The organism is Paracoccus pantotrophus, from assembly GCF_008824185.1.
Lineage (GTDB): Bacteria > Pseudomonadota > Alphaproteobacteria > Rhodobacterales > Rhodobacteraceae > Paracoccus > Paracoccus pantotrophus.
The window spans coordinates 1,018,520-1,041,806 of record NZ_CP044423.1; the positions used below are offsets into that span (position 1 = coordinate 1,018,520).

Annotated in this window: 19 protein-coding genes, 1 tRNA gene and 2 pseudogenes; 17 read left to right on the forward strand and 5 right to left on the reverse strand. The window is 68.7% G+C overall.

Annotated features, from left to right (window positions below):
• The first annotated feature begins 67 nt into the window (after positions 1-67).
• The 4 genes and pseudogenes from xdhA (at position 68) to guaD (ending at position 5,826) form a co-directional block, all read left to right on the forward strand.
• On the forward strand, positions 68-1,513 hold the full coding sequence (xdhA, locus tag ESD82_RS04895; protein ID WP_147428860.1) for a xanthine dehydrogenase small subunit: 1,446 nt from the start codon (positions 68-70) through the stop codon (positions 1,511-1,513).
• Entirely contained in the window at positions 1,510-3,822 is a 2,313-nt protein-coding gene (xdhB, locus tag ESD82_RS04900) for a xanthine dehydrogenase molybdopterin binding subunit (protein WP_147428859.1), read from the forward strand. The genes xdhA and xdhB overlap by 4 nt, the downstream gene beginning before the upstream one ends.
• Complete coding sequence (gene xdhC, locus ESD82_RS04905) at positions 3,819-4,562, forward strand: xanthine dehydrogenase accessory protein XdhC (RefSeq protein ID WP_024844800.1); 744 nt, start codon at positions 3,819-3,821, stop codon at positions 4,560-4,562. The genes xdhB and xdhC overlap by 4 nt, the downstream gene beginning before the upstream one ends.
• Positions 4,550-5,826 (forward strand): annotated as a pseudogene (gene guaD, locus ESD82_RS04910) (guanine deaminase). The gene xdhC and the pseudogene guaD overlap by 13 nt, the downstream one beginning before the upstream one ends.
• A 98-nt stretch (positions 5,827-5,924) precedes the next feature.
• On the opposite strand, the gene ESD82_RS04915 reads toward guaD, so the two are convergent.
• Entirely contained in the window at positions 5,925-6,491 is a 567-nt protein-coding gene (locus ESD82_RS04915) for a hypothetical protein (protein WP_147428857.1), read from the reverse strand.
• Between the two features lie 306 nt (positions 6,492-6,797).
• Between ESD82_RS04915 and ESD82_RS22555 the strand changes: the two genes are divergently transcribed.
• Complete coding sequence (locus tag ESD82_RS22555; protein WP_167521694.1) at positions 6,798-7,034, forward strand: HAD family hydrolase; 237 nt, start codon at positions 6,798-6,800, stop codon at positions 7,032-7,034.
• On the forward strand, positions 7,031-7,294 hold the full coding sequence (locus tag ESD82_RS04925; RefSeq protein ID WP_024845929.1) for a hypothetical protein: 264 nt from the start codon (positions 7,031-7,033) through the stop codon (positions 7,292-7,294). Before ESD82_RS22555 ends, ESD82_RS04925 begins: the two co-directional genes overlap by 4 nt.
• A 252-nt stretch (positions 7,295-7,546) precedes the next feature.
• Here the strand turns inward: ESD82_RS04925 and ESD82_RS04930 are convergent, their stop codons facing one another.
• Both ESD82_RS04930 and ESD82_RS04935 read right to left on the reverse strand, forming a co-directional pair.
• Positions 7,547-8,236 (reverse strand): type 1 glutamine amidotransferase domain-containing protein, encoded by a 690-nt coding sequence (locus ESD82_RS04930; protein WP_147428855.1) that lies wholly within the window; start codon positions 8,234-8,236, stop codon positions 7,547-7,549.
• A gap of 11 nt (positions 8,237-8,247) precedes the next feature.
• A complete protein-coding gene (locus tag ESD82_RS04935) occupies positions 8,248-8,715 on the reverse strand; it encodes a beta/alpha barrel domain-containing protein (RefSeq protein ID WP_208852028.1) in 468 nt (155 codons plus the stop codon).
• Between the two features lie 79 nt (positions 8,716-8,794).
• Between ESD82_RS04935 and ESD82_RS04940 the strand changes: the two genes are divergently transcribed.
• Positions 8,795-9,552, forward strand: a protein-coding gene (locus ESD82_RS04940) for an IS5-like element IS1248A family transposase (RefSeq protein WP_114669439.1) whose coding sequence is annotated in 2 segments (ribosomal slippage) — positions 8,795-9,116 and positions 9,116-9,552 — 759 coding nt in all. Because the reading frame shifts where the segments join, the coding sequence is not laid out codon by codon here.
• Here the strand turns inward: ESD82_RS04940 and ESD82_RS04945 are convergent.
• Positions 9,540-10,307 carry a DUF6538 domain-containing protein gene (locus ESD82_RS04945; protein ID WP_147428854.1) on the reverse strand — a complete coding sequence of 256 codons (768 nt, stop codon included), beginning with the start codon at positions 10,305-10,307 and terminating at the stop codon, positions 9,540-9,542. The two genes, ESD82_RS04940 and ESD82_RS04945, sit on opposite strands and share 13 nt — an antisense overlap.
• 92 nt (positions 10,308-10,399) lie before the next feature.
• A tRNA-Gly gene (locus ESD82_RS04950) sits at positions 10,400-10,473 on the reverse strand.
• A gap of 186 nt (positions 10,474-10,659) precedes the next feature.
• Between ESD82_RS04950 and ESD82_RS04955 the strand changes: the two genes are divergently transcribed.
• The 10 genes and pseudogenes from ESD82_RS04955 to ESD82_RS05000 all read left to right on the forward strand — a co-directional run bounded on the left by ESD82_RS04955 (position 10,660) and on the right by ESD82_RS05000 (position 23,283).
• Positions 10,660-10,998, forward strand: coding sequence for a transposase (locus ESD82_RS04955; protein ID WP_147428853.1), 339 nt, complete (start codon positions 10,660-10,662; stop codon positions 10,996-10,998).
• Positions 10,999-11,188: 190 nt separating this feature from the next.
• On the forward strand, positions 11,189-11,971 hold the full coding sequence (locus ESD82_RS04960) for a hypothetical protein (protein ID WP_151208810.1): 783 nt from the start codon (positions 11,189-11,191) through the stop codon (positions 11,969-11,971).
• Positions 11,935-13,236, forward strand: a complete 1,302-nt coding sequence (locus ESD82_RS04965) for an efflux RND transporter periplasmic adaptor subunit (RefSeq protein ID WP_024845214.1) — start codon at positions 11,935-11,937, stop codon at positions 13,234-13,236. Before ESD82_RS04960 ends, ESD82_RS04965 begins: the two co-directional genes overlap by 37 nt.
• A gap of 37 nt (positions 13,237-13,273) precedes the next feature.
• Complete coding sequence (locus tag ESD82_RS04970; protein WP_024845215.1) at positions 13,274-16,396, forward strand: efflux RND transporter permease subunit; 3,123 nt, start codon at positions 13,274-13,276, stop codon at positions 16,394-16,396.
• 144 nt (positions 16,397-16,540) lie between these two features.
• Positions 16,541-17,944, forward strand: coding sequence for a LapD/MoxY N-terminal periplasmic domain-containing protein (locus ESD82_RS04975; RefSeq protein ID WP_147428852.1), 1,404 nt, complete (start codon positions 16,541-16,543; stop codon positions 17,942-17,944).
• Entirely contained in the window at positions 17,941-18,618 is a 678-nt protein-coding gene (locus ESD82_RS04980) for a response regulator transcription factor (RefSeq protein WP_024845217.1), read from the forward strand. Before ESD82_RS04975 ends, ESD82_RS04980 begins: the two co-directional genes overlap by 4 nt.
• Before the next feature lie 3 nt (positions 18,619-18,621).
• Positions 18,622-19,908, forward strand: coding sequence for a helix-turn-helix transcriptional regulator (locus ESD82_RS04985; RefSeq protein WP_024845218.1), 1,287 nt, complete (start codon positions 18,622-18,624; stop codon positions 19,906-19,908).
• A gap of 106 nt (positions 19,909-20,014) precedes the next feature.
• Positions 20,015-20,377: a response regulator transcription factor gene (locus ESD82_RS04990; protein WP_024845219.1), complete on the forward strand. Its 363-nt coding sequence runs from the start codon at positions 20,015-20,017 to the stop codon at positions 20,375-20,377.
• 8 nt (positions 20,378-20,385) lie between these two features.
• Complete coding sequence (locus tag ESD82_RS04995) at positions 20,386-20,628, forward strand: hypothetical protein (protein ID WP_024845220.1); 243 nt, start codon at positions 20,386-20,388, stop codon at positions 20,626-20,628.
• Positions 20,618-23,283, forward strand: a pseudogene (locus ESD82_RS05000) (ATP-binding protein). The gene ESD82_RS04995 and the pseudogene ESD82_RS05000 overlap by 11 nt, the downstream one beginning before the upstream one ends.
• Positions 23,284-23,287: the final 4 nt, after the last annotated feature.

Genomic DNA, 23,287 nt, shown 5'->3' on the forward strand with positions numbered 1-23,287 from the left:
GAGATTTCGCAAAGAGCAATTCGCATCTAGGCTTTTCCCATACCCAGCCATCCCGAGCGAGGACCGAATGGGCCACGAATTGCGCTTTCTTCTGAACAATACCGAGATCCGCCTGACCGAGGCGGGCTCGCGCGACACGCTGCTGGACTTCCTGCGGCTGAACCGCCGCCTGACCGGCACCAAGGAGGGCTGCGCCGAAGGCGATTGCGGCGCCTGCACGGTTCTGGTCGGCCGGCTGCATGAAGGCCGGCTGCATTACGAGCCGATCAACGCCTGCATCCGCTTCCTGGCGTCCTGCCACGGCTGCCATATCGTCACCGTCGAGCATCTGCGCGGCGCCGATGGCGGGCTGCACCCGGTCCAGGCCGCCATGGTCGAGCATCACGGCAGCCAATGCGGTTTCTGCACGCCGGGCTTCGTCATGGCGCTTTACGGGCTATGGATGCAGAACCCGCGCCCCGACATGCTGGCGATCGAGACCGCGCTGCAAGGCAATCTCTGCCGCTGCACCGGCTACGAGCCGATCGTGAAGGCCGCCTTCGCCGCCAGCGAGGCCGGCGGGCAGCACATGGACGCGCTGACCGTCGAGCGCGACCGCGTCGCCGCCGCCCTGCAAGCCATCCCGGCCGAGCGGGTCGAGGTCTCGCGCGGCGAGGACCGCGCCATCCTGCCGGCCGATGCCGCCGACCTGGCGCAGGTGCTGGCCGAGAACCCCAAGGCCACCATCGTCGCGGGCGCCACCGACGTGGGCCTGTGGGTGACGAAATTCCTGCGCGACATCTCTCCGGCCGTGTTCATCGGCCATCTGGCCGACCTCAAGCGGATCGAGATCGCCGAGGACCGGGTCACCATCGGCGCCGGCGTGACCTATACCGAGTTCGAGCCCTTCCTGCGCCAGCATTTCCCCGAGGCGGTGGATTACTGGCTGCGCATCGGCGGCTGGCAGGTCCGAAACGCCGGCACCATCGGCGGCAATGTCGCCAACGGCTCGCCCATCGGCGAGACGCCGCCCCTGCTGATCGCGCTGGGGGCCACGCTGCGGCTGCGCAGCGCCGGGGGCACCCGCGAATTGCCCATCGAGGATTACTTCATCGAATACGGCAAGCAGGACCGCCGCCCCGGCGAATTCGTCGAGGCGATCACCGTGCCGCTGAAGGGCGAGGCGAAGATCGCCGCCTACAAGGTCAGCAAGCGCCATCACGCCGACATCACCGCCTCGGCCGCCGCCTTCCGGGTGGAAACCGACGGCGCCACGATCATCGACGCCCGCGTCGCCTTCGGCGGCATGGCCGCGACGCCGAAACGCGCCCCCCAGGCCGAGGCGGCGCTGAAGGGCCAGCCCTTCACCGCCGAGACCTTCGAGGCCGCCGCGCGCGCGGTCGCGGGCGACTTCCAGCCGCTCAGCGATTGGCGGGCCAGCAAGGAATATCGCCAGCAACTCGCCGCCAACTTCTTCCGCCGCTTCTGGCTTGAACAGCAGGGCGCAGACCACCGCCTGAGGAGGGTCGAATGAAACAGGACGTTTTCGTCAAGGGCGCCGCCCATACCCCCATCATCCACGACTCGGCCGTGAAACATGTCACCGGCCAGGCCGATTACACCGACGACCTGCTGGAGCCGGTCGGCACGCTGTACGCCTATCTGGGCCTTTCCACCGTCGCGCATGGCCGCATCGTCTCGATGGATCTCGATGCAGTGCGCAAGGCCCCCGGCGTGCATCTGGTGCTGACCGCCGCGGACATTCCCGGCCATAACGACATCTCGCCCACCGGGCTGCACGACGAGCCGCTGCTGGCCGAGGACGAGGTGCAGTTCCATGGCCAGCCGATCTTTGCCGTGGTGGCCGAGACCCGCGACCAGGCCCGCCGCGCCTGCCAGCTGGCCCGCGTGGAATACGAGGAACTGCCCTTCGCCATCGACGCCATTTCGGCCCGCGACGCCGGGCTGGGCTATGTGACCAAGCCGCTGAAGCTCAAGCGCGGCGACATGGCCGAAATGGAGCGCGCGCCCCGCCGCATGTCCGGCCGGCTGACGGTCGGGGGGCAGGAGCATTTCTACCTGGAAAGCCAGATCGCCTTCTCGATCCCCGGCGAAGACGACGAGGTCACGGTCAACGTCTCGACCCAGCATCCCAGCGAGGTGCAGCACATGGTCGCCCATGTGCTGGGCGTGCCCTCGAACGCCGTGGTGGTGAACGTGCGCCGCATGGGCGGCGGCTTCGGCGGCAAGGAATCGCAGATGAACCCCTTCGCCTGCATCTCGGCGCTGGCGGCCAAGAAGCTCAAGCGCGCCGTCAAGCTGCGCCCCGACCGCGACGACGATTTCTCGATCACCGGCAAGCGCCACGATTTCGTCATCGACTACGAGGTGGGTTATGACGAGACCGGCAAGATCCACGCCGTCGACGCCGATTTCTACGCCCGCTGCGGCTTTTCCTCGGACCTCTCCGGGCCGGTGACCGACCGGGCGCTGTTCCATGCCGACAACGCCTATTACTACCCGGCGGTCGAGCTGCGCAGCCATCCGATGAAGACCAACACCTGCTCGAACACCGCCTTCCGCGGCTTCGGCGGCCCACAAGGGGTGGTCATGGCCGAGCGCATCGTCGAGGACATCGCCTATCAGCTCGGCCGCGACCCGCTGGAGATCCGCAAGCTGAACCTCTACCAGAACGGCCAGCTCACCCCCTATCACCAGGAGGTCGAGGACCAGATCCTGCCGCGCATCTTCGAGGAGCTGGAGGCCAGCAGCGACTACCACGCCCGCCGCCAGGCGGTGCTGGACTGGAACGCGCACGCCGAAAGCGAGGGCGGCGCGATCCGCAAGGGCATCGCCCTGACCCCGGTCAAGTTCGGCATCAGCTTCACCGCGACCTGGTACAACCAGGCCGGCGCGCTGATCCACATCTATTCCGACGGCTCGATCCACCTGAACCACGGCGGCACCGAGATGGGCCAGGGCCTGAACACCAAGGTCGCACAGGTGGTGGCCGAGGCGCTGGGGGTCAGCATCGACCGCATCAGGATCACCAAGACCACGACCGAGAAGGTGCCGAACACCTCGGCGACCGCGGCCTCGTCGGGCTCGGACCTGAACGGCATGGCGGCGCTGGACGCCTGCCGCCAGCTGATCGAGCGGCTGACCGCCTTCGCCGCCGAGGCCAAGGGCGTGCCGCCCGAACTGGTCAGCATCGGCGAGACGGTGCAGATCGGCCAGGAGGAAATGCCCTTCGCGGACTTCATCAAGACCGCCTATCTGGCGCGGATCCAGCTGTCGGCTGCGGGCTTCTACAAGACCCCCAAGATCCACTGGAACCGCGACACCGGGCAGGGCCGGCCGTTCTATTACTTCGCCTATGGCGCCGCCTGTTCCGAGGTCTCGGTCGACACGCTGACCGGCGAATACGTGATCGAGCGCGCCGACGTGCTGCACGACGTAGGCCGCAGCCTGAATCCCGCGCTCGACAAGGGCCAGGTCGAGGGCGCCTTCGTGCAGGGTACCGGCTGGCTGACCAGCGAGGAACTGTGGTGGGACCAGAAGGGCCGGCTGCGCACCCACGCGCCCTCGACCTACAAGATCCCGCTGGCCTCGGACCGGCCCAAGGTCTTCAACGTCGCGTTGGCCGACTGGTCGGTGAACCGCGAGGCGACGATCAAGCGGTCGAAAGCGGTGGGCGAGCCGCCCTTCATGCTGGGCATCTCGGTCTTCCAGGCGCTGAACATGGCGGTGGCGAGCTTCAACGGCTACCGCGAAAACCCGCGCATCGACGCCCCGGCCACCCCCGAGCGCGTGCTGATGGCCGTCGAGCGGCTGCGGCCATGATCCGGGTCGAGATCACCCGCACGCGCGGCTCCTCGCCGCGCGAGAAAGGGGCGGCGATGTTCGTCACCCCCGGCACGGTGCGGGGCACCATCGGCGGCGGCCAGCTGGAATACATGGCCATCGACCGCGCCCGGCAGATGCTGGCGCGCGGCGAGGCCGCCGCCCGCATGGACGTGCCCCTGGGCCCCGAGATCGGCCAATGCTGCGGCGGCCGGGTCGAGCTTGCCCTGACCCGCGTGGCCGAAGCCCCGGCCGGCCCCGAGCATCCGCAGGTGCTGATCTTCGGCGCCGGCCATGTCGGCCGGGCGCTCGCCAGGGCCCTGGCGCTCCTGCCGCTGCGCCCGGTCCTGATCGACCAGCGCGCAAGCGAACTGGCGCAAGCGACGGGCGAGACCCGCCTCACCCCCCTGCCCGAGGCCGAGATCCGCAAGGCCCCCTTCGGTACCAGCTACATCATCGTCACCCATGACCACGCGCTGGACTTCCTGCTGGCGGCCGAGGCGCTGCGCCGGATGGACGCACCCTATATCGGCATGATCGGCAGCCGGACGAAACTGGTGCAGTTCCGCCGCTTCGCCCGCGCCCAGGGGCTCGATACCGACCGGCTGACCTGTCCGATCGGCGCCGGCTGGTCGCGCGACAAGCGCCCCGAGGTCATCGCCGCCTTCACCGCCGCCGAAATCATCGGCCGCCTGACCGAAACCGTTTCACCGTTTGAAAAATACCCATGCGACAGCTGATCCGGGGGCGCACGCTCTCCTTCCACGCCGACCCCACCGAGACCGAGAACGCCTTCACCTATCACGAGGACGGCGCCATCATCACCGAGAACGGCAAGATCGCGGCCATCGGCGACTATGCCAGCCTGCGCGACCCCGCCCTGCCGGAGATCGACCACCGGCCGCACCTGATCCTGCCCGGCTTCATCGACACCCATATCCATTTCCCGCAGGTGCAGGTGATCGCCAGCTGGGGGGCGCAGCTGCTCGACTGGCTCAACACCTATACCTTCCCCGAGGAATCGCGTTTCGCCCAGCAGGGCCATGCGCCGCTGATGGCCGAGAGGTTCCTCGACCTGCTGCTTTCGCACGGCACCACCACCGCCGTCGCCTTCTGCTCGGTGCATCCGCAATCGGCCGAGGCGCTGTTCTCGGCCGCCGAGGCGCGGGGCATGGCGATGGTCGCCGGCAAGGTAATGATGGACCGCAATGCCCCGAGGCGGTGCTCGACACCCCGCAACAGGGCTATGACGACAGCAAGCGGCTGATCGAAACATGGCACGGCCGCGGCCGCCTGCGCTATGCCATCACCCCGCGCTTCGCCATCACCTCGACGCCCGAGCAGATGGAGATGACCGGGCAGCTGGTGCGCGAACATCCCGATTGTCATATCCAGACGCATCTGTCCGAGAACAGGGACGAGATCGCCTTCACCCTCAGCCTCTATCCGCAGGCGCGCGACTATCTCGACATCTACGAGACCTACGGGCTCTTGTCCGAGAAGCTGCTGCTCGGCCATTCCATCCACCTGGAACCGCGCGAGATCGCCCGCATGGCCGAGACCGGCTCGCGCGCGGTATTCTGCCCGACCTCGAACCTGTTCCTGGGCTCGGGCCTTTTCGACGAGGCGGGCCTGCGCGCTGCGGGCGTGGTCAGCGGCATCGCCACCGATGTCGGCGGCGGCACCAGCTACTCGATGCTGCAGACCCTGAACGAGGGCTACAAGATCCTGCAGTTGCGCGGCCAGAAGCTGCATCCCTATGCCGCCTTCCACTGGGTGACGCGCGGCAATGCCCTGGCGCTCGGCATGGCCGACCGCATCGGCACGCTCGACCCCGGCAGCGATGCCGACCTGGTGGTGCTCGACAGCCGCGCCACGCCCGCGATGGCGCTGCGCATGGACCGGGCCGAGACCCTGGCCGAGGAGTTGTTCATCCTGCAGATCCTGGGCGACGACCGCGCCATCGCCCAGACCTATGTCGCCGGGAAACCGATGCTCGGGTGAGGTGGGGACTGGTTGCTGCAAAAGAAAGGATAAGCGTGCGCAAGCGAAAGCAATAGCGTGCGCAAACCCGTCAAGCGGAATTTCTCCGGCAGCGCGGTTTACGCCAGCAGATCGGCGACGTGGCTGCGATCGTAGATACGCGCGCTGCCGCCCGCCGGGACGATCCCGCGCGCATCAAGGCGCTGCCGGAGGCTGTCCCAATCCATGCGCGCCTTGCCCCCCAGTGTGCGAAAACTGATGAAACGGTCGTGAAACGCCTGCCGATCGGTCGCCGTCAACCGCAAGTGATCGCCGCCACGCGGCCCCCGGATCCGACGAAAGGGCAAGCCCATCCGCCGGATGAACGTCGCCAGTTCGGCAGTGCGCAACCCTTCAGAGCTGGCGAAGACAGCCAGGGAAACCGCCTCGCCCTCCTGTCCGACATGGCCGAGATTGACCAGAACCGAGGCAAATCCGGATCGTTGCAGATACTTCCCCACCCGAGGCAAACGGCCATCCCGGATCCGTTCGATCACCTCGGGAACCGTCAACTGCAACCTTGATGCGGCCTCCGCCAGGCTGCACCAGTCGTGCATCGCGACATAGACCGGCATCGCGCCGACAAGCAGATCATCAATCAACCGCTGCGTCGCCAGCGGATCCCAGCGACCGTGGGGACTGGTCATCCTGATCGTGAAGCAGGCAATCGAGCAGGCCTTGACCCGCGAGTCCGGGCATCTGAGGGTCGAACATTTCGTCGAGGCCTGGGTGCACAGGACCGGCATCACCCCAGCAGCTTCGCCGTTTCTCCACCGGCAATACGCCGCAGCCTTTCCGCGTGATCGCATTTTCTGGTCACACCAGGATGCGTGAGGCGGTAGCCGCCTTGAGCGACCGCAAGACGAACCCGCCGTCGCCAGGATTGTTCAGCGGGTGAGGGCTGCACCTTCTCGGCCTTGGGGTGCGCCTTTGGTCGTTGCCTGGCATGGAAGGTGGGTGCGGTAAAACCCGAGAGGCGTTTTTTCGGATTCGTCTGCGAACGCCTGGGCATCAAACCAGCGGCGGTCATGATGGTGGGTGACAGCGCGACATCCGACATCCACGGCGCGCGGGCTGCGGGTCTGCAAGCCATCAGGATCTGTCGCGACGACAGCTTGCGCCAATCGGAGGACATCGCCAATCTTGAAGAGCCGATTTCGGCCTTTGCAGGCGACGGAGGCAGATCATGACGCAGTCGGACCACTCGGATGACCCATGCAACAGGCGCAAGCCGGCGGGCAAGCGGCAAGGCAAGCCGGGAGATGAGGCCCCCTTTGTCGAGCGAATGCGCCGGAAAGCCCTATCCCGTGCGCAAGACGAAGCGGATATGGCCAGCGGGCGCATCAGCAGGCAGCAGATGCAGCAGATCAACAGTGCCGGCCTTGGGCGCATCCTGCGCAATGCACGCATTGGCAGGCGTGGCCGCTCCGACGGGGACAAGAGGATGTGATTGGTCTTCGCGCCCGATGGAAGATGGCACGACCGATGAGTTCCCTTGGCGTTCCTCTATGGGCGTGGAACTGACCGGATCGTCCTCTCGATGTCGCAGAGGCAATTGCGGCGGTGCTTTACGAAGTTACTGGAACAATCTTCCGGCCACCCAGCAAAACGGCAAGGCAATGGCCTTTCTGTTTTCCAATGACCTGCTCCATCGCGACCTATGGACTGACCTCGGGCCCGCGCAGGATCATCCCGACCGCCGTCACGCCTTCAGCATCTTGACGACTTGACGTGCCGTGGCCTTGGCCGAAGCCGGGTTCTGTCCGGTCACCAGCCTGCCATCGGTCACGACATAGGGCACAAAGGGCAGCAGCGCCTTGCCATAGCGCGCGCCGCGCCGCTTCATCTCGGCCTCGGCATTGTAGGGCATGTGCTTCGCCACGCCAGCAAGGCTCTCCTCGGTCCAGGAAAAGCCGGTCAGGCGGCGGTCCTCGACCAGCAGACGGCCATCGGCCAGCCGGGTATTCAGCAGCCCGCAATAGCCGTGGCAGACTGCCGAGACGATCGCGCCACGCTCCCATATCCGCCGCGTGATGTCCTGCAAGCCGGTGCTGCCGGGGAAATCCCACATCACGCCATGGCCACCGGTGAAATAGATCGCATCATAGGCGTCGGCGTCGACCTCCTCCGGCGCGGCCGTCCGCTCCAGCAGCGCCATGCGCGCCGGATCGTTCAGCCAGGACCGGGCCGAGGCGTCGAGCAGCGGCCATTTCAGCGCCCGCGGCTCCAGCGGAGAAACCCCGCCGGCCGGGCTGACAATGTCCTGCCGATAGCCCTGGGCTGCGAACGCGTCCCAGGCATGGCTCAACTCCGACAGCCAGAGCCCGGTCTTGCGACCTGGATCGTCATAGTGACCGCGGTTGGTCACGACATGCAAAATGCGCTTGTGCATGCCCGATCCTCTCATGCGGCAGAGCGGCGTTGCAACCAGCTGCGATAGCGGCGGCTGCGGCGCGCCATGCGCAGCCGGTCGCGGACCAGCACCCAAGGCGCCCAGGCCTGCGGGCGCGGGCTGCGGCCGGCACCGAGGCGGCGCAGTTGCAGCTTGGTCAGCGCCATGGTGGCCAGGCCCGAAAGTGCGCGGTTCTTCCAGCGCACCATCGGCACATCGACCGCGGCCTCGCCCGCCTGCCAGCGGTTCGGCAGGTCCGGGGCATAGGCCAGCGCCTGCGCGAGGCCGACCATGGCCACGCCGGCGCGGTCGCCCTCGGGTGCCAGCGCGGCCTCGGCGGTGGCGCGGCGGCGGATGCCGCCCGTCACCATCACCGGCATGCGCGCCTCGGCCACGATGTCGCGGGCGAAATCGACGAAATAGGCCTCGCGGGCCAAGGTGCTTTGGCGGGTGCTGGCCTGTTGCGGCCGGCCGTGCATGGCCGGGCTTTCATAGGGTCAGGATGCATTGATTTTCAGTGTGCTACGTGATTCACGGCTCGGAAAACGGAGCGGTGACATGAGCGACCTGTACTGGCTGACCGACGAGCAGATGACCAAGCTTGCCCCTTTCTTCCCGAAGTCGCACGGCAAGCCACGCGTCGATGACAAGCGTGTTCTAAGCGGGATTATCTTCATCAATCGCAATGGTTTGCGCTGGCGAGATGCCCCCAGGGAGTATGGGCCGCACAAGACGCTCTACAGCCGGTGGAAGCGTTGGAGCGAGAAAGGCATTTTCGCCAGGATGATGATCGGGCTGGCCGCCGACCACGGCGAGGAAAAGACCGTGATGATCGACGCGACCTATCTGAAAGCGCACCGCACCGCGACCAGCTTGGCCGTGAAAAAGGGGGGCGTGGACGCCTCGTCGGCCGGACCAAGGGCGGCATGAACACGAAGCTGCATGCCATCTGTGACAGCCAGGGCCGACCGCTCGACCTGTTCGTCACCGCAGGGCAGGTCAGCGACTACATCGGGGCGCGGGCGTTGCTCAGCAGCCTCCCAAAGGTCGATTGGCTGCTCGGGGATCGCGGCTATGACGCCGACTGGTTCCGGGAAGCCTTGCAGGACAAGGGGATACGAGCCTGCATCCCCGGCCGAAAGCAGCGCAAGACACCGGTCAAATACGACAAGCGCCGATACAAGCGGCGCAACCGCATCGAGATCATGTTTGGCAGGCTCAAGGACTGGCGGCGCGTGGCAACCCGATACGACAGATGCCCGAAGGTCTTCCTCTCGGCCATCGCGCTCGCGGCAACCGTCATTTATTGGTTATGAATCCTGACCCTAATCTTGACAGGCTGCAAAGCCTCGGGGTTGCCCGCTGGTGGCGTGACAATGGGATCGGCAGGCTTGCCGCCATAGTTGCCTTGGTCCCGCTCCAGGGTGCGCTGTAGCGCCTCTATCTCGGCGCGCATGATCCGCTTTGCCAGGGTGGCGCGTTCCGCCGATCCCTCGGGCGCGGTCAGACTATGGCGATCAAGGTAAGCGTCTATCTCATGCTCAACCAGATGCGTCCGATTCTCGGTCAGGTCGGCGCGTAGGGCGTCCAGCTTGGCCTGCCGGGCGCTCTGGTCGAATGCCTGGGCATCCTTCATCACCAGCAGGTCAAGCGAGGCGTCCAGCACGGCCAGAGGGTCAGCAAGCGCGATCTGACCTGCCTGCGCCCTCTGCATCAGCTTGTCTTGCTCTACCTCGATAGCATCCACGCTCGGCAGGCGATCCCGTTTCGCTTCGTCCTCGGCCAATGCCGCCGTGTAGCGTTGCCAGACGGCACGGCCATAGTCGGCGGTCGTGATAGGACCGTTCGGGCCGGCCTGCCGGTCGCCGGCCGTGGATGCCTCGGCGGTGGCGATCTGGCGTTGAAGCATCGCCACGGCGGCGGGCAGCGCCTTCATGGCAGCACGACGTTCGCCACCTAGCGGCGTGACCAGTTCGGTTTTTCCGATGATCTGGCGAAGATGCGCCGGGACGGCGATGCGGGCATAGAATCGACCGTTCTTGACTTTCAAATGCCTGACCTGACCAGCCATCGCAGACCCCCCATTCTGGCACCAACTTTGGAACCAAAAGCGGCACAAACCCCAGCAATGCAAGGCTTTTATTGTGTTTGCTGGGGAAGCCGTGGAGCGGGTGAAGGGAATCGAACCCTCGTCTTCAGCTTGGGAAGCTGCGGCTCTACCATTGAGCTACACCCGCGAGGCCCGGATTGCTTACTGTCTCGAGCCGGCCGCCGCAAGGCCAATCTGCGCCCGGCGCTTCTTCGTTCCTCAAATACCCCATCGGTAACGCAGCCAGTCGAGGTGAGCTATCCGCCGAGAATCGGCCAGTGAGGCAAGCTGCGATCCGCCGTCTTCTGGTCTCCAGGGACGAGGGGATCGGACGATGCCGAAAGGCAGGAACCATGACGCGGGCTTCAAGGCTCGGGTGGCGCCGGAGGCCGCGAAGGGCGGGCGCATCGTGCCGGAGCTGGCCGCGGAATACCGCGTGCGCCCGACGATGATCCATCAATGGAAGAAGGCGCTGCTCGAAGGGGCGTCGGACATCTTCGAACGCGGCGGGAAGAAGGCTGGGATCGATGAGGCCACGATGCGGTCGCTGCACGCCCGGATCGGGAAGCCGGCCGGCGCCAACGCTTCCTGTCCGGAAAGCCCAGGCCCTGGACCGGCCAGTGATGAGGGATCGAAACCGCCACCGGTTCAAGGCCGATCCCGAACGCGATGATTGAACGCTCCCGTCCCGCGCTGTCGCTCGGGGCGCCATGCCGCCTGCTGTCGATCCCGCGGTCCTCGATCCCGCGGTCCGCGTCCTGTTGCGCAGCAAGGGACGAGACCGGGATGAACCTCGCCCCTATGCGGCTGATCGACCGGCAATTTCCGGAAACGCCCTGCTACGGCGTGCAGCAGATGCCGGCGTGCAGCAGATGACCCGGCCCCTGCACAACGAAGGCCATGCCGTGAACGTCACGCGCAGCCGGCGGCTGATGCGGCTCATGCGCTTGATGCCGATCCGCCGGAAACCCGCTGCCAGCAGGCCCGCGCCGGGGCGCAAGACCTATCCGCTGGGGGGGGCGCGGGTCGAGCAACCCGACCAGGTCGGGTGCGCCGGCATCGCCGATCTGCCGATGCGGCGGGGCTGCCTCTGCCCGGTCGCCGTCATGGACCGGTTCCCCCGCAAGCTGCTGGCCTGGCGCATCTCGAACACGCCGGCGGCGGATTTCTGCGTTGCGCACCCGCATCTCGATGGATGGCAGGGGCGCTGTCTCGACACCGTCTTCATCGAGCGCCTCCGGCGATCCCTGATGCATGAATGCGCCTACCCGCACGCCTGGGAGACCGGCGCGCAGGCCAGGGCCGGCGCCGGCAGGTGGATCGCCTTCTGCAGCCACCAGAGCGGCCTCGCGCCGCCCATGGCGGACAGCCGCCCGCCGCGGTCTGCGTCAACCAGAGCGAAACCGACCGGCAGAGCCGGAGAGCAGCTTAAATCACCCCAGAGCCCGCCCAATGATCGCGGAGTGGCTCAACGGGCCGCCCGCTGCCCCAAGCCTGCGGCCGGGTTTCGCCGGTGGCGCAACGTCGCGGACCGAAGCGGTTTCGGGATTGATCATCCCATGCGAAACTGTTCGTTATGCAACCGTCAGCAAATAGCCGGAGCAAACCGATGTTCGCGCTATCGCGCCGCATGGCGATTTCCGTGATCCTTCCGCTCGCGGCGGGGCTTTCTCCGATGGCCGTCCTGGCCCAGGATCCCTCGCAGATGCCGCCGCCGGCCGTGACCGTGGTCACGCTTCACGCCCAGGACGTGCCCTTGACCACCACCCTGCCCGGCCGCGTCACCGCCTCGGCCGAGGCCGAGGTGCGGCCCCAGGTCAACGGCATCGTCACCGAGCGGCTGTTCGAGGAAGGCAGCCATGTGAAGGTCGGCGACCCGCTGTTCCGCATCGACGCCACCACCTACCAGGCCACCGTCGCCCAGGCCGAGGCCGCCGTGGCCCAGGCCCGCGCCCAGGCCGAGGCGGCGCGCCGCGAGGCCGAGCGCGTGGGCGCCCTGCGCGACCGCCGCGTCGCCAGCGAAAGCACGACCGACAATGCCATCGCCGCCCGCGATTCGGCCGAGGCCGCGGTCAAAGTCGCCGAGGCGCAGCTGCAGACCGCCCGCATCGAACTGGAACGCACCACGATCCGCGCCGAGCTGGACGGCGAGATCGGCCTGGCGCAGACCAGCCAGGGCGCGCTGGTGACGGCCAGCCAGCCGACGCCGCTTGCCGTGATCCGCAAGCTCGACCCGGTGCATGTGGACGTGACGCAATCGGCCGCCGAACTGATCCGCTTCCGCCGCGAGATGGCGGCGCAATCCGCCGAGGGCCAGCCGGACCGCAAGGTGACGCTGCGCCTGGCCGACGGCACCGAATACGCCCAGGAAGGCCGGCTGACCGCGGCCGAGCCCTATGTGAACGAGACGACCGGCGTGGTGACGCTGCGCCTGGCCTTTGCCAATCCCGACCGCACCCTCTTGCCGGGCATGTATGTCCAGGCGGTGGTGCAGCAGGCCACGGCGCGCAACGTGATCCTTGCCCCGCAGGAAGGCGTCACCCGCGACCGCCGCGGCCAGCCCGTCGCGCTGGTGGTCAATGCCGACAATGCGGTCGAGCAGCGCCAGCTGACCATCCTTCAGGACATGGGCAATAGCTGGATCGTCAGCGCGGGGCTGCATGACGGCGACCGCATCGTGGTCGAGGGCCTGCAGAAGATCGGCCCCGGCATGACCGTGACGCCCGAGGAACGCCAGGCCGCCGCGCCCCAAGCCGCGGCAGGCGGGGCCGCCGAAGCGGCCGCGCCCGCAGCCGGCACCGGCGAACAGCCCGCGGGGCAATCCCCGCAAGAGCCCGCAGAGCAACCCGCCGCGGAAGCCGCGGGTGCAGAGACCGCAGCCGAGGCCGGCGCCGCACAGCCGACGAACTGACCCCGGACGCCGCGAGGGAACAGCACAGGAACCGCACATGGCCCGCTTTTTCATCGACCGTCCGGTCTTCGCCTGGGTGATCTCGATCCTGATCATGGGGCTCGGGCTTCTGTCGATCGCATCGCTGCCGGTGGCGCAATATCCGCAGATCGCGCCGCCCTCGGTGACGATCCGCGCCACCTATCCCGGCGCCTCGGCCGATACGGTCGCCAATACCGTCACCCAGATCATCGAGCAGCAGATGACCGGGCTGGACGGGCTGCGCTATTTCTCGTCCAGCTCGACCTCGGCCGGAACCTCGACCACGACGCTGACCTTCGAGACCGGCACCGATCCCGACATCGCCCAGGTTCAGGTGCAGAACAAGCTGGCGCAGGCCACCGCGCTTCTGCCCGAGCCGGTGCAGCGCCAGGGCATCACGGTCGAGAAATCCGCCTCGGGCTTCCTGATGGTCGTCGGCCTGACCTCGTCGGACGACCGCTATGAACAGGTGGACCTGGCCGATTACCTGATCTCGAACCTGGTCAACGACCTTTCGCGGGTCGATGGCGTGGGCTCGGTCCAGGTCTTCGGCGCGCAATATGCCATGCGCATCTGGCTGGACCCGTCGAAGCTGGCCGCCTATGAGCTGACGCCCTCGGACGTGGTGGCGGCGGTCTCGTCGGAAAACGCGCAGATCTCGGCCGGCTCCTTCGGCAGCCAGCCGGCGCCGCAGGGGCAGATGCTGAACGCCACCATCACCGCGCAATCGCTGCTCTCCACCCCCGAGGATTTCGAGCAGATCGTGCTGCGCGCGGAACAGGACGGCGGCCTGATTTTGCTGAAGGACGTGGCCCGCGTCGAGATCGGCGCCGAGGACTACATGACCAATGCCCGTTACAACGGCCAGCCGGCCTCGGGCATGGCGATCAGCCTGGCCTCGGGCGCGAACGCGCTGGACACGGCCGAGCGGGTCAAGGCGCGGATGGAGGAGTTCGCCCGCTTCTTCCCCGAGGGCATGGAATACGTCATCCCCTTCGACACCACGCCCTTCGTGCTGATCTCGATCGAAGAGGTGGTCAAGACGCTGATCGAGGCCATCGTGCTGGTGTTCTTCGTCATGCTGCTGTTCCTGCAGAACTGGCGCGCGACGCTGATCCCGACGCTGGCGGTGCCGGTGGTGCTGCTCGGTACCTTCGGCGTGCTGGCGGCGCTTGGCTTCACCATCAACACGCTGACCATGCTGGCCATGGTGCTGGCCATCGGCCTGCTGGTGGACGACGCCATCGTCGTGGTCGAGAACGTCGAGCGTATCATGGAAGAGGAAGGGCTGGAGCCGCGCGAGGCCACCCGCAAGTCCATGGGACAGATCACCGGGGCGCTGATCGGCATCGCGCTGGTCTTGTCGGCGGTCTTCGTGCCCATGGCCTTCTTCGGCGGCTCGACCGGAGTGATCTACAAGCAGTTCGCCATCACCATCGCCTCGGCCATGGGCCTGTCGGTGCTGGTGGCACTGACGCTGACGCCGGCGCTTTGCGCCACGCTGCTGAAGAACGAGCACGGCCACAAGACCCGCGGCTTCTTCGGCCTGTTCAACCGCGGCTTCGACCGCACCATCCATGGCTATGGCAATTCGGTGAACTGGCTGATCCGCCGGCCGCTGCGGATGATGCTGATCTATCTGTGCATCGGTGCGGCCATGGTCCTGCTGTTCCTGCGCACCCCCACCGGCTTTCTGCCCGACGAGGACCAGGGCATCATGTTCGTCCTGATCCAGGGCCCGACCGGCGCCACTTCCGAGCGCACGGATGCGGTGATCGACCAGATCCAGCATTATTTCGCCGAGAACGAATCCGCCAATGTCGAGTCCTTCTTTGGCGTCTCGGGCTTCAGCTTCGCCGGATCGGGGCAGAACATGGGCATCGCCTTCCTGCGACTCAAGGACTGGGACGAGCGGCCGGGTGCCGAGCAGTCGGTGCAGGCCATCGCCGGGCGGGCCTTTCCGGCGCTGATGGGCATCCGCGACGCCATGGCCTTCCCCATCGTGCCGCCCTCGGTGATCGAGCTGGGCAACGTCTCGGGCTTCGACTTCTACCTGCAGGCCCGCGCCGGCCAGGCGCATGAGCAATTGCTGGACGCGCGCAACCAGTTGCTGGGCATGTCCGGGCAGGACGGCCGCATCGCCTCGGCGCGACCGAACGGGCTGGAGGACGCGGCGCAATACAATCTCGACATCGACTGGCGCAAGGCGGGCGCCATGGGGGTCTCGGCCACCGATGTGGGCAGCCTGCTCTCGGTCGCCTGGGCCGGGCGCTATGTGAACGATTTCATCGACCGCGGAAGGATCAAGCGGGTCTATGTGCAGGGGGAATCCGAATCGCGCGCGCTGCCGACCGACATCGACAAGTGGCGGGTCAGGAACAGCTCGGGCGGGCTGGTGCCGTTTTCCAACTTCGCCGAGGGCCGCTGGAGCTATGGGCCGCAGGGCCTGGACCGCTATAACGGCGTGCCCGCCATGCAGATCCAGGGCAGCCCGGCGCCCGGCGTCTCGTCCGGGCAGGCCATGGCCGCGATCGAGGAACTGGCCGGGCAGCTGCCGGCCGGCTTCGACGTGGCCTGGACCGGGCTTTCGCTGGAAGAGCAGCAGGCCGGCAACCAGACCATGCTGCTTTACGGCCTGTCGCTGGCGGTGGTGTTCCTGTGCCTGGCCGCGCTTTACGAAAGCTGGTCGATCCCCTTCGCGGTGATGCTGGCCATGCCCATCGGCGTGCTGGGCGCGCTGGTCGGGGCCTGGCTGGGCGGCTTCGACAACGGCGTGTTCTTCCAGGTCGGCCTGCTGACGGTGATCGGCCTGACCGGCAAGAACGCCATCCTGATCGTCGAATTTGCCCGCGAGCAGGCCGAGCAGGGCAAGCCGCTTTACGAGGCGGTGGCCGAGGCGGCACGCCAGCGGTTCCGGCCGATCATCATGACCTCGGTCGCCTTCTCGCTGGGCGTGCTGCCGCTGGTGCTGTCCACGGGCGCCGGCGCCAACGGCCGCAACACCATCGGCGCCACGGTGCTGGGCGGCACGGTCTCGGCCACGGTGCTGGGCGTGCTGTTCGTGCCGCTGTTCTTCGTGCTGGTGCGGCGCGCGCTCGGCCGCCCCGAACCGGCCGAGCCCGCCGGCTCGCACGCCTGAGCCGGGCACCGCATCTCCAGGGGCCGGGACTGCATCCCGGCCCTTTCGCTTTGGCCCCTTCGCGGGACGCGCAGCCCGCTTGCCCCGCCCCGATCCGCATCCTAGTCTTTCCTTGGGGAGCCGCCGCAGGCGGCAGGGAGAGACATGGACGCAACCAGCCACATCGCGGCTGCCGATGACGCGCCGGCCCGGCACGGGCGGCCGCATGGCGTGGCGTTGCGGCTTCTGGCGCTTGGCGGCTCGGCCCTGGCCTGGCTTGCGATCTGCGCCGTCGTCGCCTCGGTGCTGGTCCTCAATGCCCGCGGCTCGGTCCGGGACGAGACCGGCTCGGCCTTCCGGCTGGCCAATGCCTTTGCCACGCTGCACCTGCCCACCGCCTTCGAGCGGCGCGACATGATGGAGCAGGCCGCCCGCATCGCCGCCGAAATCGAGGCGCAGCGGCACCTGTCCGCCGAGCTGCGCGACGCCTCGGGTCAGCCGGTCGCGCTGGCCCTGCCGCCGCGCCTGCCGCCCGGGCGGGTGCCGGAATGGTTCGCCGCGCTGATCCGCCCCGAGCCGCAGCGCGAGCTGATCGCCATCGCGCAATATCCCAATGTGCTGGGCGTGCTGGAGATCCGCAGCGATCCCCGCGACGAGATCGCCGAGGCCTGGGCCGACTTCCGGCTGATCCTGCCGCTGCTGGCCGCCATGGCGCTGGCGGCGATCGGCGTCACCATGGCCATCACGGCGCTGGTGCTGCGGCGGCTGGGGCTTCTTGGCGCGGCGCTGGACCGGATGCGGGCGGGCGATCTGGACCATCCCGCGCCGCAGACCGGGCTGGCGGAACTGGCGGCGCTGACCGATGGCGTGAACGCGCTGGCCGCACATCTGGCCGAGGAGCGGGCCGAGAACCGCCGCCTGCAAGGCCGGATGCTGACCCTGGCCGAGGCCGAGCGCGCCCGCATCGCCAGCGACCTGCATGACGGCATCGGCCCGCAGCTTTTCGCGCTGCAGGCGGCCGTGGGCCAGGCCGGCCGCGCCGCCGAAACCGCCCGCGATCCGGCCCTGTCCGAGGCGCTGGCCGCGGTCTCGCGCCACGCCCGGGCGATCCGGCAAAGCGCCCGCGCCGCCATCGACGACCTGCGTCTGGCCCCGGCCGAGGGCGCGAGCCTGGCCGAGATGCTGCAAGAGCTGCTGATCGAATTTGCCGAGATCGCGCCCGATACCGCCATGACGCTCGACTGCCCGCCCGACCTGCCCGAACCGGGCGAGGCCGGGCGGATCGCGCTTTACCGCTTCGTGCGCGAAAGCGTGCTGAATGCGCTGCGCCATGCCGCGCCGGCCAGGATCCGGGTCGAACTGGCGCGCGAGGACACGGGCATAACCGCGCAGGTCGCCGACGATGGCGGCCGCCCCCCGGCAGCAGAGCGCGCAGGGCTGGGCCAGACCGGGATGCGCGACCGCGCCGACGCTCTGGGCGGCCGCTACCGGCCGCCGCGGCGCGCGGGCGGCTGGACCCTGACCGAATGCCATCTGCCCTGCCCGACCGACCAAGGACCAGCCCGATGACCGCAACCGCCCTTGCCCCGCCCGACAAGCCCCTGCGCGTGCTGATCGTCGATGACCACCCGGTCGTCGCCGAGGGCTGGGAATGGATCACCCGCGGCCGGCTGGATTGCCAGGTGATCGCCGCGGCCACTCCCTCGCAGGGCTGGCGGGCCTGGCGGCGGCAGGCGCCGGACGTGATCGTCGTCGACCTGACCATGGGCGAAGCCAGGCTGGCCGGGCTGCGGCTGATCGAGCGTCTGCGCGCCGCGGGCGCGACCCAGCCGATCCTGGTCTTCACCATGCATCGCAGCCCGATCATCGCGCGGCGGGCGCTGCAGGCCGGCTGCAACGGCATCACCATGAAGGACTCGCCCTCGGAGGAGATCTGCGAGGCGCTGCGCGCGGTGGCGGACGGCGGTGATTACGTCCCGGCCGACCTGGCGCGCCGCATCGCCCTGCTGGAGCGGCCCGGCGCCACGCCGCCGCGCCCGCGCCTGACCCCGCGCGAGCTCGACATCCTGCGCGCCATCGCCGAGGGGCTCAGCTATCGCGAGATCGCCGAGCGGGCCAATATCAGCTACAAGACGGTGTCGAATGTCAGCCAGACCCTCAAGGACAAGCTGTCGGCGCAAAGCTTTGCCGACCTGGTCGTCAAGGCGATCCGTCACCTGGAGGAAACCCGCGACGGGATCTGAGCCATGCCACGTTCCTTGCCCCGCCATCCCGTCGCCCGCCCCCTGATCGGCACCCGCATCCGCGAGCGCCGCCTGTCGCTCGGCCGGCGCCAGACCGAGGTGGCGCGGCGGGCCGAGATCTCGGCCGCCTATCTGAACCTGATCGAGCATAACCGCCGCCCGGTCGGCGAGGAGCTGCTGTCGCGGCTGGCCGAGGCGCTGGAGATCGACGCGACCGAACTGGCCTCGGACCGCGAAGAGGCGCTGGTGGGCGCCCTGCGCGAGGCGGCGGCGCGCGCCGCCGACCAGCCCGGCGCCCCGGTCGAACTGGACCAGATCGCCGAGTTCGCCGCCCGCTTTCCCGGCTGGGCCTCGGCGCTGGCCGGGGCGGCGCGCCGCGCCGATGCGCTGGAGCGCCGGCTGATCGCGCTGTCGGACCGCATGACTCGCGACCCCTATCTGCTGGCGACGCTGCACGAGGTGCAATCGGCGGTCACGGCGCTGCGCTCGACCGCCTCGATCCTGGCCGAGACGCCCGAGATCGAGCCGGAATGGCGCGACCGCTTCCACGCCAACCTGGACAGCGACAGCCAGCGCCTGTCGCGCACCGCGCAGTCGCTGGTGGCCTATCTGGACAGTTTCGAGGACGAGGCGGTGCCGATGTCGCCGCAGGAGGAGGTCGAGGCCTGGATCGCCGCCGGCCAGCCCGAACCCGCGGATGCGGCGGAACTGGCCTCGGATGCAGCGCGGGCCATGGCGCAGGATCTCTTGGCGGCCCAGGCCCGCGACCGCGCCGCCCTGCCCGACGCGGCGCTGGCGGCGGCTGTGGAAGAGGCGGGCGAGGCGGCGGGCGATCCGGCGCTGATCGCCGCGCGGCTGGGGCGGCCGCTGGAGCTGGTGCTGCGCCGGCTGGGCATGCTGCGTCCCGGCCCCTGGGCGCAGGCCGGGCTGGTGGTCTGCGACGGCTCGGGCGCGACGCTGTTCCGCCTGGCCGCGCCGGGTTTCGAGCTGCCGCGTCCGGGCGAGGGCTGCGCGCTCTGGCCACTGTTCGAGGCGCTGGCCCAACCGCAGTTGCCGGTGGCACGGCTGATCGAGACCACGAACGGCAACCGCTTCGCCGCCTGGGCGGTGGCCGAGAGGCTGCTGCCGATGGGTTTCGGCGGCCCCGCGCTCAGCCGGGCGCAGATGCTGCTCCACCCCGCCCCCAGCCGCGACGGCCGCCCGGCGCTGGCGGTGGGCCCGGCCTGCCGCATTTGCCCGCGCCCGGCCTGCGCCGCCCGGCACGAGCCCTCGATCCTGGGGCCGGTCTGATCCGGAAGCGGCCTGATCCGGAAGCGGTCTGATCCGAAAGCAGCCTGGTTTTGACAACGCCCGCGCCCGCCGCCATGATCGCCGCGAATCTCCAGGAGGGTCGCCCGTGACCGCAAGTGTCGATGTGCTGCTGATCGAAGACGAACCCAGCATCGCCGAGGCGGTCCGCTTCATCCTGTCGCGCGAGGGCTGGCAATGCGAGCAATGGCCCGAGGGCAGCGACGCGCTTCAGCGCATCCGCGCGCTGGCGCCGCGGCTGGTCATCCTCGACGTGATGCTGCCCGGCCGCAGCGGCGCCGAGGTGCTGGCCGACCTGCGCGCCGATCCCGAGCTGCAGGCGCTGCCGGTGCTGCTGCTCAGCGCGCGCGGCATGGCGAACCTGCCCCAGGGCGCCGACCGGACGCTGGCCAAGCCCTTTGCCAATGCCGATCTGCGCGCCATGGTGCGCGAGCTTCTGGACGCGGGCTAGGGTCGCGCATGCGCCGGCTGTTTCTGGGCCGCGACGCCTATCGCAAGCGCCGGCTGGGCGATGCGGCCCGCGTCCTGCCGGTGCTGTTCGCGGTGCTGGTGGTGTTGCCGCCGATCTGGCTGCCGCAATATTTCAGCTACGGCCGCGGCGCGGTCTGGCTGGCGGCAAGCTGGGCGCTGACCATCGCCGCGACCGCCGCGCTGCATCGCGCCATCGGGCGCGCAAAGCCGGAGGACGAGGATGACGCCTGAAACCCTGGGCGCCGCCTCGGTCGTCTATGTCGCGCTGATGTTCCTTCTGGCCCATGCCGCCGACCGCGCCGCAGCCGCCGGCCGCTGGCGCTGGATGGACCGGCCGGTGATCTATACCCTGTCGCTCTCGGTCTATTGCTCGGCCTGGACCTTCTACGGCGCCGTCGGCTACGCCACCCGCTCGGGGCTGGAGTTCCTGACCATCTATCTTGGCCCCGGCATCGTCTTTGCCGGCGCCTGGTGGGGCCTCAGACGCCTGGTGCGGGTGGCGCGGCTGCATCGCGTGACCTCGATCGCCGACCTGATCTCCAGCCGCTTCGGCAAATCCGCCGCGCTCGCCGCGCTGGTGACGCTGATCGGCGTGTTGGCCTCGACCCCCTATATCGCGCTGCAACTGCAATCGGTCTCGATGGCGCTTTCGGCCTTTGCCAGCAGCGGCCATCCCCTGCCCGGCAATATCGCGCTGTGGGTGGCGGTCGGGCTGGCCGCCTTCGCCATCCTGTTCGGCACCCGCAACCTGGCCGCGAACGAGCGCCACCACGGCGTCGTCATCGCCATCGCGGTCGAGGCGGTGATCAAGCTTGCCGCCTTTCTCGCCGTCGGCGGCTATGTGCTGTGGGGCATGGCCGACGGGCCGGCCGACGTGCTGGCGCGCATCGACCGCATGGCCGTCTCGGCCGGGGGCGAGGGCTGGCAGATCCGGCCCGAACGCTGGTTCACCCTGATCGCCCTGTCGGGCGCCGCGGTCATGGTGCTGCCGCGCATGTTCCACGTCCTGGTGGTCGAGGCCAATGACGAGAGCCGCCTGCGCCAGGCCGGCTGGGCCTTTCCCGCCTATCTGGCCGCCATGTCCTTCCTGGTGCTGCCCATCGCCGTAGTCGGCATGGACCTGCTGCCCAAGGGCTCGAATCCCGACCTTTACGTCCTGGCCCTGCCCCTGTCGCAGGGGCGCGACACGCTGGCGGCGCTGGTGTTCCTGGGCGGCTTTTCCTCGGCCATGTCGATGGTGGTGGTCAGCGCCATCGCGCTGTCGACGATGATGGCGAATCACTGGCTCGTGCCCTTGTGGCTGTGGCTGCGCCAGACCGCGCTGTCCGAGCCGGCCCAGGCGCGCGAGGATCTGGGCACCTTGATGCTGAACGCGCGGCGGCTGGCCATCGTGGCGGTGATCGGCGCGGGCTGGCTTTACCACCGCACCACCGGCGGCACCACGGCGCTGGCCGCCATGGGCACGGTCGCCTTTTCCGGCATGGCGCAGGTGCTGCCCGCCATGGTCGCCGGGCTGGTCTGGCGCGGCGCGACCCGGCGCGGCGCCATCGCCGGCATCGTGGCCGGGGCGCTGATCTGGGGGCGGGCGATCTTCCTGCCGTCGCTGGGGCTGGCCGCGCCGCCGGCGTTTCCGGCCGGGATCGACGCCTTCGCCGGCGCGGTGCTGCTGGCGCTGGCGGTGAACCTGCTGCTTCTGGTGCTGATCTCGCTGGTGGATTTCCCCGAACCGACCGAGCGGTTGCAGGCGCTGTCCTTCGTCCATGCCATAGCCCCGATGCCTCCGCCAGCGAAACCGCCCCGGCGATCCAGGCCGAGGCGCTGCTGACGCTGGCCGGGCGGATCTGGGGCAACGACCACGCGCTCGAGGTGTTCCGCAAGGCCGCCGAGGGCCAGGGGAAATCCGGCTATCTGCCCGACCTGACGCCGCGCTTCCTGGCGGGTTTCGAGCGCCACCTGGCCGGCACGGTGGGCGCGGCAACCGCCTCGGCGCTGATGGCGCGGGTGGGCGGACGCGGCTCCGTTACCGTGGCCGAACTGATGGAGGTCGCGGGCGAGGCTAGCCGCGCGCGCGAAGACAACCGCCGGCTGGAACTGACCTCGGCCGAACTGGCCCGAACTGCCGCCATGCTGCGAGAAAGCAACGAGAAGCTGACCGTGCTTTCGGCGCAGAAGGACGCCTTCCTGGGCCAGATCAGCCATGAGTTGCGCACGCCCATGACCTCGATCCGCGCCTTTTCCGAGATCCTGATGGAGCCCGACCTGCCCGCCGCCGACCGCAGCCGCTTTGCCGGGATCATCCAAGACGAGGCCGGGCGCATGACCCGGCTGCTCGACGACCTGCTGGATCTTTCGGTGCTGGAATCGGGCCGGGCGCAACTGAAGCCCGGCATCGTCAACCTGCACGACCTGATCGAGCGCGCGCTGGCCGCGGGCGGCGCAAGCGCCGCGGGGCGCGATTTCGCCATCCGCCGCAACCCCGTGGCCGAGCATCTGCCGGTCATCACCGACCCCGACCGGCTGTTGCAGGTGCTGATCAACGTGATCTCGAACGCGCGGAAATATTGCGACGCCAGCGAGCCGGCGATCCGCATCGACGCCCGCCGCAGCCCCCAGGGGGGAACCGAGATCGACATCCACGACAACGGCTCGGGCATCCGCCCCGAGAACCGCGCGCTGATCTTCGAGAAATTCGCCCGGCTGGACGACCCCTCGCGCGCCGGCGGCGCCGGGCTGGGGCTGGCGATCTGCAAGGAAATCATGGGCTTCCTTGGCGGCTCGATCAGCTATCTGCCGGGCCAGGGCGGCGCCTGCTTTCGCATCGCGCTGCCGCCCCGGCCGCCGCGCCCACATCGCGGGACGGAAAATGCCGAAAATGCGACGGGTTAAACCT